We start from the raw sequence: 16,741 nt of genomic DNA, 5'->3' as shown, positions 1-16,741 counted from the left end.
CTCAAAATCGGGGGGACGTCGCATGAACAGCGCCGCGATACCCATGGTGGAAAAGATCGCGCCGAACTGCGCGCCCGACCAGTGGCGGTACTGGAACCAATAGGCGCCGATGGTGATCAGCCACGCCCCCCACACGAAAAACTGCAGGAAGTTCATGGCCACGAGGCGCAGCTTGATGCTCATCTGATATCCGGCGCACGGCCATAAAATTTTGGAGGTTAGAGAAGCGGCCCGAAACCGGCAAGGCACGCTGCAGCGCAGTGGTGCCGTTGCAGGGATATCGAAACGCCGTCATGCCCGCGCAAGCCGGCATCCAGTGACTTCAAGCCTTTGAAAAGCAGAGGTACTGGATGACCAGCCTTCGGCTGTTGTAAAGCTTCTCCAGCTCCTGTTGGGATGACGAGCTATTGGAGTGACGCAAGGCCCGCTTCAGCGTGGTGCCGTCAACGCGGCGGCCACGCGCTGCCGCAACACCGGCAGCAGCTCCGCCTCGAACCACAGGTTGTGCATCACCCAGGGCCGGTTGCGCGGGCTGGGGTGCGGCAGCGGCAAGCGCCCACTGGGCAGGTAGTCGCGCCAGCGCTGCACAGTGTCGGTGAGCCGGGTGCCGCGCGGTACGCCGAGCATCCCCATCTGCGCGTACTGACCGATCACCAGGGTCAACTCCACCTGGCTGAGCAACGGCAGCAATCGCGGATGCCAGGTGGGCGCACACTCCGGCCGTGGCGGCAGATCGCCGCCATGCGCACTGCCGGGAAAACAGAAACCCATCGGCACGATCGCCACACGGCTGGCGTCGTAAAACGTGTCGCGATCGATCTGCATCCATTCGCGCAGGCGGTCGCCACTGACATCGTCGAACGGCACGCCGCTCATATGCACCTTGCGTCCCGGTGCCTGGCTCACGATCAGCAAACGCGCCGTGGCCGAGGCCTGCAATACCGGCCGCGGACCGAGCGGCAGGTGCGCGGCGCAGATCTGGCAGGCGCGGATTTCCGCCAACAAGGTATCCATCGCGCGCGATGCCCGTGTGGACCCCGCGCTCTTCCCGTTCCCGATTCCCAATTCCCGACTCCGCGCCATCACGGCAACAACTTGCCCGGGTTGAGGATGCCATCGGGATCAAACGCCGCCTTGACGTTGCGCATCAGTTCCAGCGTGCTGGCCGGTACCGCCAGCGGCATGAACTCGCGCTTCGCCAGGCCGATGCCGTGCTCGCCCGACAGCGTGCCCTCCAGCTCGATCACCAGCGCAAACACCTCGGCCAGGCAGGCATGCGCGCGCTTGCGCTCGGCATCGTCACGCGGCAACAGGTTCACGTGCAGGTTGCCGTTGCCGGCGTGGCCAAACGTCACGATCAGTACATCGTGCTTTGCTGCAAACCGCTTGATTCCATCGACCAGCGCGGGCAGGTGGCTGACCGGCACCACCACATCCTCGTTGATCTTGTTGGGCGAGATCGTGCGCTGCGCCGGCGACAGCGCCTTGCGTGCGGCCCACAGCGCACGCGTCTCGTCGGCGCTCTGCGCCACCCGCAACTCCTCCAACCCATCGCCACGCGCGGCAGCAGCCACCGCACCGACGGCGCTGTCCAGCGTGGCCGGTTCGCCATCCACCTCGATCATCAGCATCGCGCCGGCCAGCGGCACACTGTCGCCGCCGTGCGCATGCGCCAGCTTCAACGCCACGTCGTCGATGAACTCCAGCGCGCACGGCGTCACCGGCTGCGCCATGATCCGCGCCACGGCCCGCGCCGCGCTGCCTACGTCGCGATAGGTGGCGCGCAAGGTGCGCACCGCGGAAGGCTTCGGGGTGAGCTTCAACGTGGCCTCGGTGATCAGCGCCAGCGTGCCCTCCGAGCCGATCAACAACCGGGTCAGGTCGTAACCCGTCGCGCCCTTGCTGGTGTACGTGCCGCAACGAAAACCTTCGCCACTACCCGCCACCGCGCGCAAGCCCAGCGTGTTCTCGCGTGGTGTGCCGTACTTCACCGCGCGCGGCCCCGCCGAGTTGCAGGCCAGGTTGCCACCCACACTGCACCACGGCGCCGAACTGGGATCCGGCGGCCAGAAGAAACCGTGCGGCGCCAGCGCCTTCTGCAAGTCCGCGTTCAGCACCCCCGGCTCCACCACCGCCAGTCGGTTGTCCGGATCAATCCGCACAATCCGGTTCATCCGCTCGAAACTCACCACCACACCGCCGGCCACCGGCACCGTGGCCCCGGTGGTGTTGGTGCCGCGACCCCGCGCGATCACCGGTACGCCATGTGCGCGGCAAGCCCGCACCAACGCCTCAACCTGCGCATGCTCCGTCGGAAACACCACCGCATCCGGCAAGGCATGCCGGCGGGAGTTGTCATAGGAATAGGCGATGCGCTCGGCTTCGCCGATGGCGAGCGCGTCGGCGGGGAAGGTCGAGTGGAGGGTGGTGAGCAGTGCGGGCGGGAGCGGCATCGGCCAAGTTTAACGCCGAACCCTTCCTGCAGCTTTGGCGGATTTCCGGTTTAGCCAGCGCATCAACCGTTGCAGAAACTCCAGACCAGTAGCCAAGGAGAGTCTCTACTGGCGTCAGATCGAGAGGATTCAGGCTCGCTGGCTCGGCTCTCCTCTCAAGGAACACTACCCCACTCGGCGATGATGGCGCTGAGGATGCCTGCGTTGCTTGACACCTGAGCGCCGGGGCAGGTCATCAGGTAGGTCTGGCGCGCGGCGAGGCTTGCTGGTGCGTCGAAGCCTTCTTCGTCGTAAACGGCGAGGCCGGCAGGCGCAGTGGTGTGCCAGAAAGCAATGGGCGCAGTGCAAGCCGGGCCGCCGGTCGTGCCTGCGCCGGAGATGCCTGCCATGCAAAGGTAAACGCTACACGGATCAAAAGCCTGGGCATGGGTCGGGTTGGCGTTGGCGACCATACCAAAGGCAAGGATGGGGCAGAGGGTACGTAGTTTCATGGTGGCTCCATGTGAGGTTTCGTCACTGCGTGAAGCGCGGGTGGTGGCGCTGGCGGCGATGCGGGGATCTGTGGATCGGTACATCCATGAACGGTTCGCACAACTGGCCGCTGATGACGCGATAGCCGTGCATGGCGAGCGAGTCGGAACCAAAACGCGCTTATCACACGACCATGGTTTGAGTCGGTGCCGGCGGTTGAATGATGGGAGCCGGCGACGCGGCTGACGACGATCGGGGGGAAGCTGCAAGCTCAGAGCTTCTCGCCACTGGTGTTTGCAAAGCCGCTACCGTATCCACGGAACCGATCTTCGTCTGCTCCATAAACGACGTTGGACGCTGAGCGATGTAGACACGGCTACCGTCGTTGCCAAGAGCAACCTGGTCGATGCGTGTCAAACCCTGGTGCCTGGCTTCGACAACCATTGCGGCGGCAAGATTGAGGCGCTGCTGCTCGGTCGGCTGACCGCGTGCATCAAGGGCGCGTACGCCGGCTAACGCCTGTGCGAACAACGCATGGCCGGGGTGGTGCACATCCGTGAGGGAGAGAGGCGAGGCGCTCTGTTGCAGAGCGGAGTGCATAGCCTCCCGGGTCAGTGGCCCGACTTTGCCGTCTACGGTCAGATGGTGGTCGTGCTGGAAGCGTTCTACAGCGTGGCGGGTACGGATACCGAACTCGCCGTCTGCTGTGAGCGGGTGGCCGCGATCGCCGCTGTAGCCGAGCTGCGAGAGTTCAGCTTGCAGGGTGGCGACGGCCGAGCCCCGGGCGCCTTCTTCGAGCACGTTGCGAGCGACGCAGGAATACGCCGACCCGGTTTGACTTTGCGTGTGGAGCGTCCGAGCCATGCGTTGATCCAGCCCGTCACGGTTGCGGGTGATGTCGTGCATGTAGTCGTAGTTGCTGGTGCCGTTGCTGTCGCGGATCACACGACTGCCGGTCACGGCCGCGATGGCACCGCCATAGCCCGCGATGTGGCGTGCTTTAAGGAAGCCGGCCACCTTGGCCGGATCATCGCCTTCCTTCAACACGCCGTTTCCGACGGCTTGATGGTAGGCATGGTCGCTATTGATCTTGAACGCCCGATCTTGCAGGTCGGGAGAAGCCTTGTACTTCTCCAGGCTCAGACCATTATTCCAATTGGAAGGGTCTTCCAGAAACCGGGTCATGCCGCCCGAGACAGCCCAAGCCCATTCGTTTCGCTGACCCTGCATGGCCTCGGCAAGCTTGTGCTTGTCGATGTAGCCAGCGTCGGATAGCCAGCCTGCACCCGCTTGGTAGCGGCCGACGTAGCCCTGCCGGTTGGTAATTGCCAGATCGCCACCGTTGCTTTCGGTCATCACCGTGGAAGCAATCAAGCGGCGGGTCATTGCGTCGTCCAAGCCGGCGATGTTGCCCTGATGGTATGCGCTCGCAGTAGCCACTGCGTTATCTCGTCTATCAGCCATGATGCGTGTCCTCCTTGATATGACGAAAGGGGTGCGGTGCTATTAGGTCAATGCTCCTTGCAATGCATCGCTGCGATGCGCTGTGTTGGTTCGCTGCGGTAAAACACGAACGTGGTCGAGCCCGGGCCGTGGTTTTCCGCGCCATCGTCGATCGCGGCTTCCACGTAGAGCGGACGGGAAGCCGAGGCAAGGGTGATCTGGTAGAAGGCATTGTCTTGTGTGTTGGCGGCGGTGGTGCCGTAGTCGAGCGCACAGGCATCAGCTATCGGTCGAATCGAAACGCCGCCGTCGAACTGCTTTTGCAGAATGACCTGATAGTTCTTGCTGGGGTAGAACTTGAGCAGGGCGAGGGATTGCACCGACTTGGCATCGCCACCAAGAGTCACGCCTGCATGGCCTTCATTGTCTTGCCTGGTGCCGGCTTCCGCGCCTTGATGGCCGTCTGGCACGTCCACCATACCGAAACCGTTGAGCATAAGCGTGCCGCTGCGGTCGTAGGCGAGATCTGGCGTGGGCGCTTCTGGGTTGGCCCTTGGCATGACGTCGTGCCACTGCACGCCGGGAACATGGTCGAAGGTGTCCCAAGACGTTGTTTCGCCGGCAAGGATGAGCAACAACTGGCTCAGTGGTGACATGGCGTTCTTCGGCGAGGTGGCATCTTTGGGTGCGGTGGAAGCGACTGGAGCAGGGTTCATTTGTGCGCTAGCTGTCACCGAGTCGCGCCCCGATGCGTTGCAGGCGCAAAGCAAGGTGCCGAAGGCCAGCGAGATGGCAATGCGATTGAGGGGGATCTTAACGGTAGGCATGGTTATTGAATTCGTACCGGAAGGCTGCAAGCGGAGTAATAGACGTGGCAATTGGCATTCCCATTAGCGGAACAAACCTTCATACCAGATTGCGTGGCTTCTTCAATGGTTGCTGCTGATGAGGCATTGAAGAACTTGTCGCCCACAAGGAGGACAGCACAACCATTCCTGTATGAAACCAGAGATGTACAACTGGGCTCCCTTCCCTTGGTTTGGCAATCTAATATGGCTGATCGTTTGGCCTCGCTTTCACTCTGCATATTGGTAGCTACGCCCAGAACATCGCCTGGTTCATTAGTCGCCATAGCCCCCCAACGATCCACCCAAATTTGCCGCGGCAGCCGCGGAGTTTGAGGTTCTTGTGGTTGTTGGCTGTCGTCCGGCCCACAGGCACTGGGATCGTTGCCGGCGCCGTATGGGATAGTGCCTGGAGGGCAAGCGGCTTGGGCATGTATGGTGGTTGTGGCTAGTAAAAGCACAAAGAGACAAAGCGCTTTCATGGTTATCCCCTTGATGCCGCTGGGTTGGCCAAGCCGCCGCCTTGCTTCATCGTGTCGGAAGCGGTTGAGTAACCGACGCCGCCCAAACGAGGAATGCCGGGAGAAGTAGAGCTTGGTGAGTTAAGGCCACTAACGTGCTGACCTGTGGCTGCATGGCTTGCGTGCGACGGCCCATATCCGCCGTTATAAGCCCCGGGCGATTGCAGTTGCCCATTGGCTCCCTGCCGTGCGCCACCGTGTCCAAATGCCGAGTTGAAGTAGAACTGTCCGATGGTCCCTTGGAAAAACATGGCTGCCAGCGGAGGCGAGGAGACGATCAGTACGGTCATCAGCAGGCCGATGCCGCCTTGCTGCATGGATTGGTTGGTGAAGCCCTCGGCACCGAGGCCGGTAATGCCGTTGATGATGCCGGCGGCCCAGAGTGCCTTGGCGACGTTCAGCGTGAGCTGCAGTACTAGCGAGCTGATGAAAGCAAGCACACCCATCGAGAACAGTGTGCCGATGCCGTAGAGCAGCCATTTCTGGAACAGGCCCTTGGTCTGCTCGAAAATCAGGCACATGATGAACAGCGGCGCCAAGCCGATCACCAGGGCGAGGGTGATTTCGTAGAGCAGCAGCATGGCGGCAGCGGCCATGGGCGGACTGGCGGTGCCAAAGGTGGCAAAGGCCTGTGCGCGGGCCTTGCTTGAAGCGCTTTCGGTATCGCCTGGCGGTATCTGTACGGTGTCGATGGCCGCCATGGCCAGTTGGGTGTAGGCGAGGTTCTTGTCGATGGTCTGTGCCAGCGTGGTGTCGTCGCCGGTGAACAATTGATTGATGTCGGTGCTCAGCTCGGTGGTGACGAGGGTGTGCAGATTGTGGCCCGCGGCACCGACGGTGGTGGCGATGGCGACGATCACCACCACCCGTACCATGTTGGTCGCCAGACCCATCATCGACTCGCGCGACTGGCCGGTGATCAGGCGATAACCTTGGATCATGATCCAGATGGTGACCAGGATCAGGGCGAGGGCTGTCATCCAACTGGTCACGGCGCCCATAAGATTGGCTCCGAAACTGTCGATCTTGTCATGTAGCCAATTGTAGATAAGGACGAAATAAATCATGTGCACGCGGCCCCGGCCAGGTTGAGATGCTGTGTTGCCATGGCCCACTGTCAGGCCACTGTTTGCGTCAATCGAACGCCTTGGCGAATGCGGCGGCCTGCACTACGTTGCCCAGGATGGTGTGATGGCCGTTCAAGGCGATTTTGGCCAGAATGCCTTGTTGTTGCTCCAGCGTTGAGATAATGGCATCGTCCTTCTTCATCTGACTTTGCCAGTCCTGCATTTCCCAGGCGAGTTGCTCGCTGTGCGCAGCGGTATTGGCGGTGACTCTGTCCGAATCACCCTGTGTGGTCATTTTTTTCAATGTGCTCGTGATTTGCTGCAATTCTTGGCCAAACTGTTGGGTATCGTTGACCATTTTCACGGTCTTGTTGTACTTGTCGATTTTCACCAGAACAATCTGTACACAGATGGTCTGCTGATTCTTGGTAATGGAATTGTCGAAAGAGGACGTGACGAGGGACTTCATGCTCCCCAGTAGGCCACTGCTGCTGGCACCCGGGCAGGATTGCTGAATGAGGTTGCTGGCATCGTTGATCGGTGTGAGCTTTTCGGAGGTAAGCGTAATACCGCCTGTGACCAAGCTCTGTATGGACGTCAGTATTTGCTCGTATTGCAGTATCTGCTGCCGAAATTGCTCGATCTGCTTCGCGTACTGCATGCCCTGCTTGATGTATTGCTCTACCGATTGCGCCAGCTGCGACTTGAAGCCTTCCTCCGCGGCGGAGATGGCTACGCTATCGGTAACCAAGACCTGGGCCTGAACGCCGCTGGCGAAGACTGCAGCGATCAGTGGGAACGCCAAGGCAGTTTGGCGTACACGCGGCAACGTGGCACGCGCGAAGATCGGTCGGATGGGCGAGTTGGTCATGACGTACCCTCGTGTGGTTTGCTCGTCACGAAGCCAGGCCGGACGCTGCACGGGCCGGACTGGCAGCAGGTGGCGAGGTGGGCTTCGATTTACCGCTGCCTTTGCGGTTTTCGTAGAAATCGCCGAGCCACTGCTCCGGGCTAAGCGCATCGACCGGCACGCCTTCTGCCTCCGCCCGCTGTGACAGCACCTCATGCATGATCTCTATGTTGTCGGTGGAGGCTGAGATCACGGCCAAGGCGTCGTCCATGCCGCGCAGGTTGAGTTGGCAGACGGCGCTGGCGTGGCCCTGCTTGACCAGGAAGCAACGCGAACGCTCGTCCAAACTTACGACAACCTGGTACTCGGCGTCTGTCAGCTTCAGCCCACCCACGTAGTCATCGCGACTCGCGTTGGGGTTGGGTAGCAGGATCATGGTGGCGGTCTGCTCGATCAGGGCGGCGGCGATGTCGCTGGCGAGCGCGTCCTCAGGGCTTTGCGTGGCGAAGATGCCCAGGCCGTTCTGCTTGCGGATGGTCTTCTGCTTGTTCTTGGCGAAGTCCTTGAGGCCGCCCTTGCCATCGAGAATTTTCCAGAACTCATCCATGACGTAGATGAGCGGGCGGCCGTCGATGAGCGCTTCCAGCTTGTGCAACAGGTAGTTGATGACGGGCACGCGCGCTTCGGGGTTGTCGATCAGCTCGGTGTAGTCGAAGCCGATGATGTTGGCCTTTTCCAGGTCGATGGTGTCGACCGGGTTGTCGAAGACCCAGCCCAGCGAATTGCCGGCGGTCCACTTGCGCATGCGGATGAAAAGGCCGTCGTCGCCCATGTTGGGCAGGCTTTTCTGGAAGTTGGTCATGGTGCGCAGATGCATCGGGGTGTCGAGGATGCTTTCGACGGCGCGGAAGATGTCCTCTTCCTCGCGCGAGCTGTAGACGCTCTTGCCCACCATCACCTTCACCAGCTCGGCCAGGAACTGCACGTTGGCTTCGGTGTGCTCGCACTGGAACGGGTTGAACCCGGTGGGCTTGCCGTTTTCCAGCGCAAGATAGTTGCCGCCGCAGGCGCGTACGAAGATCTCCGCGCCGCGGTCCTTGTCGAAGAAGAAGATGGTTGGTGACGGCTTGAGCTTCTGCACCTGGCTGAGCAGAAAGTTGATCAGTGCGGTTTTGCCGGTACCGGACTTGCCGATGACCATGGTGTTGGCGATGGCTTTTTCGCCCAGCGAATTCTCCGCCGGGTGGGTGGCGTGGAAGTTGAAGTGATAGGCCTGACCGTTGGTGGTCTGCAGGGTGGTGACGCAGTCGCCCCAGGGATTGTTTTCCTTCTTGCCCGTGGCGAAGTTGTGCAGGGGCGACAGACCCAGGAAGTTGAGCGAGCTGACGTTGGCCAGCCGGGTGCGGTATTTCCAGTTGCCCGGAAACTGCGCGTAGAACGCTGCGGTGACCGCCAGGTCTTCCTTCACCGTGACGAAACCGGCGTTGGACAGTTCCGCGCGAGTGGTTGCGATCTGCTGCGAAAGCGCTTCCTGGCTTGATGCGTAGATCGCCATGGAAAAGTGGTACTCGCCCAGCACGAAGTTGCCTGAGGCAAGCTGATCCATGGCGTGGTCCAGCTCGGCGATCTGGCTGAAGGCCTTGTCGCCGGAGGACACCATCATGCCCTTGGTGCGATCCAGCGCCTTGAGCGCGTCCTGTCGACCCATGGGGCTGAAGGAGTGGGTGATGACGTACTCGAAATCCAGGTACTTCAGCCCGTTGAGGATGCCCGGGTAGGTGCTGTCGGTGTATTCCTTGATGTTGAGCACGGCGCCGAAGTGGTTCCTGCCTTCCGGCGTGGTGATGACGAAATCCCCTGTTTTCGCGGAGAAGCGTTGTTTGCTCACGGCCAGGTAGTTGTAGACAGGGGCATCGAGCACCGGTACAGGTTCGTCGATGCGATTGAGCAGATAGCCGTAGAGTTCCAGCGCTTCGGAGAACACCACGCCGTTGCTCGCCTCGTACATGCCGAGGCGGTAGGGTGCGTAGTCCTTGAGCACGGCTTCCACGTTGCCGGCCAGTTCCAGCATGGTGTTTACGGCGTCGAGCTGCTGCGACTCCAGGCGTCCGATATCGCTGGATTTCTCCGCGAAGCGTTTGCCGCTGACGATCGGCCGGTACAGCATGGTCAGGTACAACTCGTTCTGCATCAGCTTTTGCGTCGACAAGGCCTCGTAATAGGCATCGGACATCTGCTGGTTGAAGCTCTGGTTGAAACGGCTGTGATCCTTCAAGCGGCGACGCCGGCGTATGTCGTGCACCCAGAACGCCACATTGACGAAATCCGGCGCCCGCAATGTCTGCAGGAGGCGGTTGAAGCCGTTGTGGCGGTGCTCGATCTCCCATTCTTCGCGCCCTACGAACGGCAGCCCGCCGAGGCGCCACACCAACAGGAAATCCCCACCGATCGTCTTCAGCACCGTGGGTGAGACGTGCGTCGACAATGGCAGGAATTCGGCGATGGGGGTGTCGGGTGTGAAGCTGGGTTTGGCCATGGTTCGGATCCGAGGTGGTGCCCCGACCTTGCGATCAAGGCATCTTGGGGAACTACGTTTTGTCTTTGCCCTGGCCACGATGGTTGTTGGGTGTGAACACCCACATGCCGTCGTTGTCGCCCAGGTTTCTTACCCGCGTACGAAATTGCAAACGCAGGCCGAGCAACCGGAAGATCATTTCGTCGCGGCGTGCCATTTGCCGCATGATGAAAATCACCACCGGCAGCAGCAGCAAATAGAAGAAGTTGGTGTAGACCGCCAGCAGAAAACACCCGCCCGCACCCATGAAAAAGGGCACGTAAGGCACGCCCATGAACATCGGCGGGCGGGTGCAGCCGCGAAAGAGCGGGTTTTTATACATAGTTTGTGAGGATGTGCGTGAGCAGGTCCGCCGTCGGTTTGCAGGCGTCAGTTCCCGCGCTGGTACCCAGGAACATCTTGGCAATCTGTCCGGCGGCGCCGATCAGCACGGCGCCGATCATGACGGGTGCGACATCACCAATGCGCTTGTGCGCGAAGGCAATCTGATAGCCGGAAAAAATCACTGCGATGGTGACGACGACGATGGACAGCGCATTGAGGATTTTCTGGATGTTCGAGGCGAAGTTGCAGGTTGTATCGATGGTTGCGCCTGCGTCCTGTGCAAGCGCCAGACCGGGCATCACGATAAGGGCCATGATGCACATGACCATGAAAAGACGCGTGCGCTGCGAGTGGAGAATGCTTTCGTTGGGTGATTGGATGGCCATCTAAGTTTTCCTTTTCTTGATGATTGAAGTCCCGGGTTGCCCCGTGACGCTTGGACGGCCGTGAGGCCAGGACAACGCGAACCGAGGTGCACGCTGGTTGGAAAGAATGTGATGGGATGGACTGGGTCTGGCCCCGTCAGAAGACAAAAGCGGCATCGCGCTGCTCCTGGCGTGGGTTGGCGGGATCAACGCCGGGTTTGGCACGCCCTGTTTGTGCCGCGATCTGGGTTCGGGCGGGGGCGGAGATGTCAGGCAAATCATCAGGTCCGCGCACCTCGGGCACGAACACGGCGTCATCGGGTGAACTGCTGTCGGCCGCGCCCGGCTGTTGAGGGAAAGTTGGCTTTCCCGGCACGTTCGACTGGCTGGATGCCAGCAACGCAGCCCTGCTGCCATCTGATGTTGGCGTCCGCGTTGGTGAGGAGGCGCCGGCCATCGCCGCGGTCGTAGGCACCGTTGCTGCAGCGGTGGCGTCGATCGCCATACTGCGGAGAGCCACGCGATAGTTGGCTCCGCGCGAGGCATAGACGGTGACGGGTTTGAGATCGACATGGCGGCTTGTCACCACATTCACCGGTGTGGCCGCTGGTGGTGTGTGTTGCGCAATGGTTCCAATGGGTGCCGGTGAGGGGCCAGTCGGGTTTACCGGCTTGCTGGTCTGGCGGTCGATCGATGCGTAGATCTTCTGGACGTAGCCGTCGCGGAAACCCGTGGTGAAATTGCCCGAGTAATAGCAACTGAAGGCTTTGGGCCAGTCGCCGTGTGCGCTGGTGTAGCAGTCGGCCAGGATGCGCGCGCCAGCGGAAAGATTGGCGCAGGTGCCGAAGGCTTCCCGATACGAACCGAGCCCATAGCGCTCCAGGTTGGCCCGGTTGACCTGGGCCAGTCCTACCGAAAAGTTGTAGCCCTTGGCATCGAGCATCCGCGCGGTAGCCAGCGCCTCGGAGAGGTTCCTTGGCTGGCGTTCCAGTTGGCCGCCGACCACGCCGATGGCGTAGGGATTGGCGCTGGATTCCACATGCACGACGTGCCGCATGATCTCGGGTGAGACAGCGAGGTTGGGGCAGGCCAGCATTTCCATCCCGGGCAGCATTCAGTGCTCCTCGTGGGTGCGCTGCGGATTGAAGTCGATGCCGGTGATGCAGCGACGCCCGCCGTGCGCCTTGATGTGCACCACGATGTCGATGGTCATCATCAGCAGGCGCTTGATGGTGTTGAATTCCAGTCCGGCGCCCTCGGCCGATGCCTTGACCATCAGAGCGAGTTGGTCCCAGGTCTGCTCGGTGCTGCCGGCGTGGCAACTGGTGATGGAGCCGGGGTGGCCCGAGGCGCAGTTGCGGATGAAGTAGAACGACTCGTCACCGCGCAGTTCCGCCAGGATGATGCGGTCGGGCTTCATCCGCAGGCACGCCTCCATGCAACTCTTGGCGGTGACGTTGCTGGTGCTCTGCCCACCCTTGGAATAGAGCAGGTGCACCACGTTGGGCTGATCGATGAAAAGTTCGCGCGCGTCCTCGATGGTGACCAGACGCTCATCGGCGGGAATATGATTGACCAGTGACTTCATGAAGGTGGTCTTGCCGCTGCCGGTGGCGCCGGAAACCACGATGTTTTTCTTGCCCAGCACGGCCTGGCGAAAGAAGTCCGCGTAGCGGCGGGCGGCGCGAAGCTCCAGCAGTCGGGTGTCCAGTTCGCTGAGGCCGTGTCCCACCTCCACGATCTGGTCGAAGAAGCCGTCGCTTTCGTACTGCTGCAGCGTCTTGAGCTGTTTGGACGGCAGCCGGATGGTGATCGAGACGAAGCCCGCTTCGCAGGCGGGCGGGATCACGAACTGGGCGCGCTGGCCGGTGGGAAAGGTCAGCGACACCACCGGATCCACGTCGGTGATGCGCTGGCCGGTGTTGCTTTCGTTGATCACCGCGGTGCAGAACTGCCGCGCCCGCTCGAAGGTAAGCGTGGGTACTTCCACCCGTTGCCAGTTGCCGCGGCTTTCCAGATAGAGCTCGCCCGGGCGGTTGATGCAGATCTCGGTGACCTCGGGGGAGGCCATGTATTCGCGCACGCCCAGCACCTCGTACTGGTAGTCGAGAAAGTCATGCGAGATGTGGGTGGTGACGTCTTCCATTACGTGCTTTATGTCATTCGTTGATTGACGATGGCGTCAGGAGCGGGCGACCACGCCGCTGAAATCCACGTCCTTGGTCACGTAGACGTAGATGACCGTGCCCTGGTTGATGGTGACCGTCGGCGGCCGGTTGGCCGCTTCACGAACGGCCTGATTGGCCAGGTTCTGGATGGTCTGGGCGGTGTTGCTTTCGAACGGCGTCTGGGTCACCAGGCCATTGCTGATGGTGGTGTTGCGCGGCCCGTGTTCGGCGGCTTCGTACTTGAAGGCATCGCTGAGCAGGCTGATCAGCAAGGCCGATCCGATGCGCTTGCCCCAGTGGGCGTCGTAATGGCCGGGCAGACCTGCGCCGCCGAGATTGTCGATGCCCGGGCTGGACATGTTCACGTCGATGCCGGTGGGCGTGATGATGCGATCCCAGATCACGGCTTCACGGTCGCCCGTAGGGCCGCCGCTGTAACTGCCCAACAACTTCGAGCCCTTGGGCAGCAGCAGGGTATGGCCGTTGAAGGAGTAGACGGGCTCGGTGACCAGGCAGGTGCTGAAGCCGGGGATATCCGAAACGATGCGCGTCTCCAGCACGCAGCGGATGTAGGTTCCGCGTTGCATCAGCGTGTCGGGGTGCGGCAGCGATTGGGCGCTGGTGGGTTTTGAATCGGCATCGCCAGGCAGCTTCTTTCCGACGATCCCCGCTGCCGCGAGTGGATTGGACGGTTCCCGGTTGCCGGTATCGATGTTGCTGGCGGCGATGCGCCGCTGCAACAAGGTGGGGCCACTGGGCGCCGCCGGCATCGGCCTCGCCGACATGGCAGTCGATGTCGGCAACAGTGGGATGGGTTGAGGAGCCGGCTGCGGTGTTGGCGCCGCTGGCGCTGCGGCGGGAGGCAGTGGCGGCAAGGTCATCGATGTGGGAGCGTCCGCCACCGTCACCTTTTCCTCGCGCGGTTTGGCACGTTCATCCTTTCTGCCGACGCCGCTGACCATCCAGTACGCCAGGAACAACAGCAGCAGCACCACGGCGCCCAGCAGGAACAGTGCGCGACGGTTCATCTGTCGCAGTTCGCTGCTCTGCAGCGAGGGGGCGCTGGCGTCCAGGTCGGGTTCGGCGCTGCGCTGGTACTGGTTGGCGTAGGGGTTGGCTGGAGCCGCCGCGTCGTTGCCCATGCGCTCGCCGTCGGGATACGGGGGAGTATTCACTTTCTGGTGTTCCTGCGCAGGCCCACCACGTCGTTGCCGTGGCGGATGACGAGATAGTTGTAGGTGCCGTGGACGACGATGGTGTTGCCTTCCACCGTGGTATTCACCAGCGAGTCCTCACTCTTCTCCTGCTCGCGCATGTAGACGGCAGGGAAGTCACCGGTGGGGAAGGCCTTCAGGTCACTCATCCGGATGTACGTAAAGCGGCCATCGTCATAAACGTTGGCGGGGATCAGCCATGGGGCCGCTTTGCTCTTGGTGGCGTAGTCGTAATTGAAGTTGTAGCTGCGGTCGGGCAACAGGGCGCTGTTCTGCGCCGTCGCCTGCAGCTGCTTTTTCTTCTGATGGGCGAAGCTGGTATCGGCCGGGTAGCTGAAGGCGATCTTGTACTGCACGCCATCGCGACGGGCCTGCGCCAGCGTTTTCCAGTCCGTGGCCACCACCTTCAGTTCGAAGATGTACGAGTGCGTGGCGGTACGCACCATCATGTTGGTGTCGACATCCACGTTTCTGGGTTTCAGATAGAACACGTTTTCGCGGCGGGTGAGATCCCAGCCACCGCTGAAACCCGTGCTGTAGTCGAGCACTTTTTCATTCGGGCTGAGCTCGATCTGGGTGGTGATGCCCAGGCCGGTGTTCACCGGGTAGATGCTGTCTGGCTTGAATTGATAGCGCGTCAACACCTGCGCCGTTGCCGCTGAAGGCGCAACGGTGGCGGCGATGCACAGGATGGCTCCAAGACGCCAAAGGCCGGGTCGTTTCATTGGCGTACCGCTCCCGTGGCGGAGTCAGTGGGCATCGTCGACCCGGACAGGGGCGCGGCGGTGGCTGCCGGCGCCGCAGGGGCGATGTCGGTTTGCGCGCCAGCCGTTGGCGTCATGGGCGGCCCGGCAATTTCCGCCGGTGGTGCGGTGGCGTAGTCATCGTCCACGCGGTAGCTGGTAACCCAGAACCCCAGCGGGTTCTCGATGCGGTTCTGGTCGTCCATTTCGAGGTTCTGCTTGTACGTGAATTCGATGGTGGCGATCTTGTTGTCCAGCGCTCGGGTTGCCCCGCTTGATTTGTTGAAAAGGCTGCGCTGGAACCTCACGGTCGCGCCCCGGGGTGTCTTGCCGCGACCGCCACCCACCAGCTGGATACTGAGCAGCTTGATCCGGATGGATTGATACGGCCCGTATTGTTTGACCCAGCTGTCCGGGTTGGTGGACGAGAACATCGCCATGTATTCGGCCTTGACGCCGCCGGACGCCATCGTCTGCACGGTTTTCCAGTCGCGGAGGTTCACCAGCGCCTGGTCGTAGGACTCCCTGGCCAGCACGAAATGGGCGACGTTGCTGCGGTTGACGGCCTCGCGCGTCGTGATGCCGCGCATGGCGAAGTCGCCATCAAGACGGGCGACGGTGGCGGTGCCGGTATAGGCATCGGCCATGACGAGATAAGGGACTTTCTGCTTCAACGGCAGCATGTAGAAATAGCCGCCGGCAAGAATCAGTGCCATCGCCATGGCGGCAAACGCCACGTACCACGCACGTCGTTCACTGCGCCGGGCGATGTCGGCAAGGGTCAGCTCGAAATTGACGGACCTGGAAATCGCTTCGTCGACTTTCCGGCCGGAGGAAGGCTTCTTGTTCGGCATCACTTGGTACCCGCGTGTTCGGCCGGAGTGGGCGCGGTTGAAGCGACCTTCGGATGAGGGCTGCCACGGCTGGCGGCGTCGGATGCGAGTACCAGTATTTTTTGATCGGTCGCGGAAACATGCACGTGTTGCGCGGCGTAGATCTGTGTCAGCTGCTGCGCGGCACTGTCGATGCTGGTGGTGCGAATACTCGATACCGGCGTGTAGAGGGTGACGTCAAAGGGAAGCTGATAGGACAGCTCGCGCCCGGAGTCGTTTGCCCAACGCACCAGCATGCTCTTTAGCGTTCCATCCATCGGCGCCGCGTAGTAGGTGTAGTCCGCGACCAGCGGGATTTCGGTGGGTTGCGCCTGAAAATGATTGACGGGTTTCCAGCGGCCACCGAAGTTCTTGGCGGGAGGTGTTCCGCACGCGGCCAGGGCACCAGCCACGATGATCAGGCCGCTTCTGAAGATGAAGTTGCAAGAACGGGAAGTGCGACGGGCTCGGCCGATGCCAGCGGTCGTTACGTCCCGATTCGCCATGATGGTGGTGGAGGACAAGCTCCCACACGTCGATTCCATTCGATCCCCCTGTCCGGGAAGAAAGGCCTTCCCGAATCCGATTCAGCGTTGCGGCAGCCGGTCCATAGCTGCGCCACGAATTGCATGTTGAGTCCGGGCGCGTTCGTGCAGGCCCCTGGTTGGCGGAAACTTCGTCGTGTGTATCGGCGACAAAGCCGCTGAACGTGCCCCGGTTTTGGAGTCGTGAATATAGAACAGACGTCTAGACGGCCAAGTAAGCGTTTTGCGTAGGGGCAGTCATAGAAATGCGCCGAAGGACGTAGTCCAATTCCTACGGTCGCTATC

Annotated in this window: 17 protein-coding genes and 1 pseudogene; all 18 read right to left on the bottom strand. The window is 61.4% G+C overall.

Annotated features, from left to right (window positions below):
- A pseudogene (locus UU9_RS03085) lies at positions 1–183 on the bottom strand (hypothetical protein); the annotation flags it as partial.
- 246 nt (positions 184–429) lie between these two features.
- Positions 430–1,014: a uracil-DNA glycosylase family protein gene (locus tag UU9_RS03080; RefSeq protein ID WP_007080256.1), complete on the bottom strand. Its 585-nt coding sequence runs from the start codon at positions 1,012–1,014 to the stop codon at positions 430–432.
- Positions 1,015–1,082: 68 nt separating this feature from the next.
- Complete coding sequence (locus UU9_RS03075) at positions 1,083–2,453, bottom strand: FAD-binding oxidoreductase (RefSeq protein WP_007080255.1); 1,371 nt, start codon at positions 2,451–2,453, stop codon at positions 1,083–1,085.
- 155 nt (positions 2,454–2,608) lie between these two features.
- Complete coding sequence (locus UU9_RS03070) at positions 2,609–2,944, bottom strand: hypothetical protein (RefSeq protein WP_007080254.1); 336 nt, start codon at positions 2,942–2,944, stop codon at positions 2,609–2,611.
- Between the two features lie 163 nt (positions 2,945–3,107).
- Positions 3,108–4,388 carry a peptidoglycan-binding domain-containing protein gene (locus UU9_RS03065; protein WP_237710200.1) on the bottom strand — a complete coding sequence of 427 codons (1,281 nt, stop codon included), beginning with the start codon at positions 4,386–4,388 and terminating at the stop codon, positions 3,108–3,110.
- A 47-nt stretch (positions 4,389–4,435) separates the two neighbouring features.
- Positions 4,436–5,194, bottom strand: coding sequence for a hypothetical protein (locus UU9_RS17210; RefSeq protein ID WP_156804159.1), 759 nt, complete (start codon positions 5,192–5,194; stop codon positions 4,436–4,438).
- 2 nt (positions 5,195–5,196) lie between these two features.
- Positions 5,197–5,499, bottom strand: coding sequence for a DUF4189 domain-containing protein (locus UU9_RS18590; RefSeq protein WP_425476834.1), 303 nt, complete (start codon positions 5,497–5,499; stop codon positions 5,197–5,199).
- Between the two features lie 197 nt (positions 5,500–5,696).
- Positions 5,697–6,800 (bottom strand): TrbL/VirB6 family protein, encoded by a 1,104-nt coding sequence (locus tag UU9_RS03055; RefSeq protein WP_050982361.1) that lies wholly within the window; start codon positions 6,798–6,800, stop codon positions 5,697–5,699.
- A 67-nt stretch (positions 6,801–6,867) separates the two neighbouring features.
- The gene (locus UU9_RS03050; protein ID WP_007080249.1) at positions 6,868–7,671 is read right to left on the bottom strand and encodes a hypothetical protein; all 804 of its coding nucleotides are present in this window, start codon (positions 7,669–7,671) and stop codon (positions 6,868–6,870) included.
- A 25-nt stretch (positions 7,672–7,696) separates the two neighbouring features.
- Positions 7,697–10,186, bottom strand: coding sequence for a VirB4 family type IV secretion/conjugal transfer ATPase (locus UU9_RS03045; protein ID WP_007080248.1), 2,490 nt, complete (start codon positions 10,184–10,186; stop codon positions 7,697–7,699).
- A gap of 52 nt (positions 10,187–10,238) precedes the next feature.
- A complete protein-coding gene (locus tag UU9_RS03040) occupies positions 10,239–10,547 on the bottom strand; it encodes a VirB3 family type IV secretion system protein (protein ID WP_040670104.1) in 309 nt (102 codons plus the stop codon).
- Positions 10,540–10,935, bottom strand: a complete 396-nt coding sequence (locus UU9_RS03035; protein WP_007080246.1) for a TrbC/VirB2 family protein — start codon at positions 10,933–10,935, stop codon at positions 10,540–10,542. Before UU9_RS03035 ends, UU9_RS03040 begins: the two co-directional genes overlap by 8 nt.
- A gap of 136 nt (positions 10,936–11,071) precedes the next feature.
- Entirely contained in the window at positions 11,072–12,028 is a 957-nt protein-coding gene (locus UU9_RS17445; protein WP_007080245.1) for a lytic transglycosylase domain-containing protein, read from the bottom strand.
- Positions 12,029–13,060, bottom strand: coding sequence for a P-type DNA transfer ATPase VirB11 (gene virB11, locus UU9_RS03025; protein WP_007080244.1), 1,032 nt, complete (start codon positions 13,058–13,060; stop codon positions 12,029–12,031).
- 36 nt (positions 13,061–13,096) lie between these two features.
- Entirely contained in the window at positions 13,097–14,224 is a 1,128-nt protein-coding gene (locus UU9_RS03020; RefSeq protein ID WP_007080243.1) for a TrbI/VirB10 family protein, read from the bottom strand.
- 29 nt (positions 14,225–14,253) lie between these two features.
- Complete coding sequence (locus tag UU9_RS03015; protein WP_007080242.1) at positions 14,254–15,021, bottom strand: TrbG/VirB9 family P-type conjugative transfer protein; 768 nt, start codon at positions 15,019–15,021, stop codon at positions 14,254–14,256.
- Positions 15,018–15,893, bottom strand: coding sequence for a VirB8 family type IV secretion system protein (locus UU9_RS03010; RefSeq protein ID WP_007080241.1), 876 nt, complete (start codon positions 15,891–15,893; stop codon positions 15,018–15,020). Before UU9_RS03010 ends, UU9_RS03015 begins: the two co-directional genes overlap by 4 nt.
- Positions 15,893–16,387, bottom strand: coding sequence for a hypothetical protein (locus UU9_RS03005; protein WP_050982364.1), 495 nt, complete (start codon positions 16,385–16,387; stop codon positions 15,893–15,895). Before UU9_RS03005 ends, UU9_RS03010 begins: the two co-directional genes overlap by 1 nt.
- Positions 16,388–16,741 lie beyond the last annotated feature (354 nt).

The sequence above is a fragment of the Rhodanobacter fulvus Jip2 genome (assembly GCF_000264315.1).
In the GTDB taxonomy this organism is placed as follows: Bacteria; Pseudomonadota; Gammaproteobacteria; order Xanthomonadales; family Rhodanobacteraceae; genus Rhodanobacter; species Rhodanobacter fulvus.
This window is presented reverse-complemented; position numbering and strand designations above follow the sequence as displayed.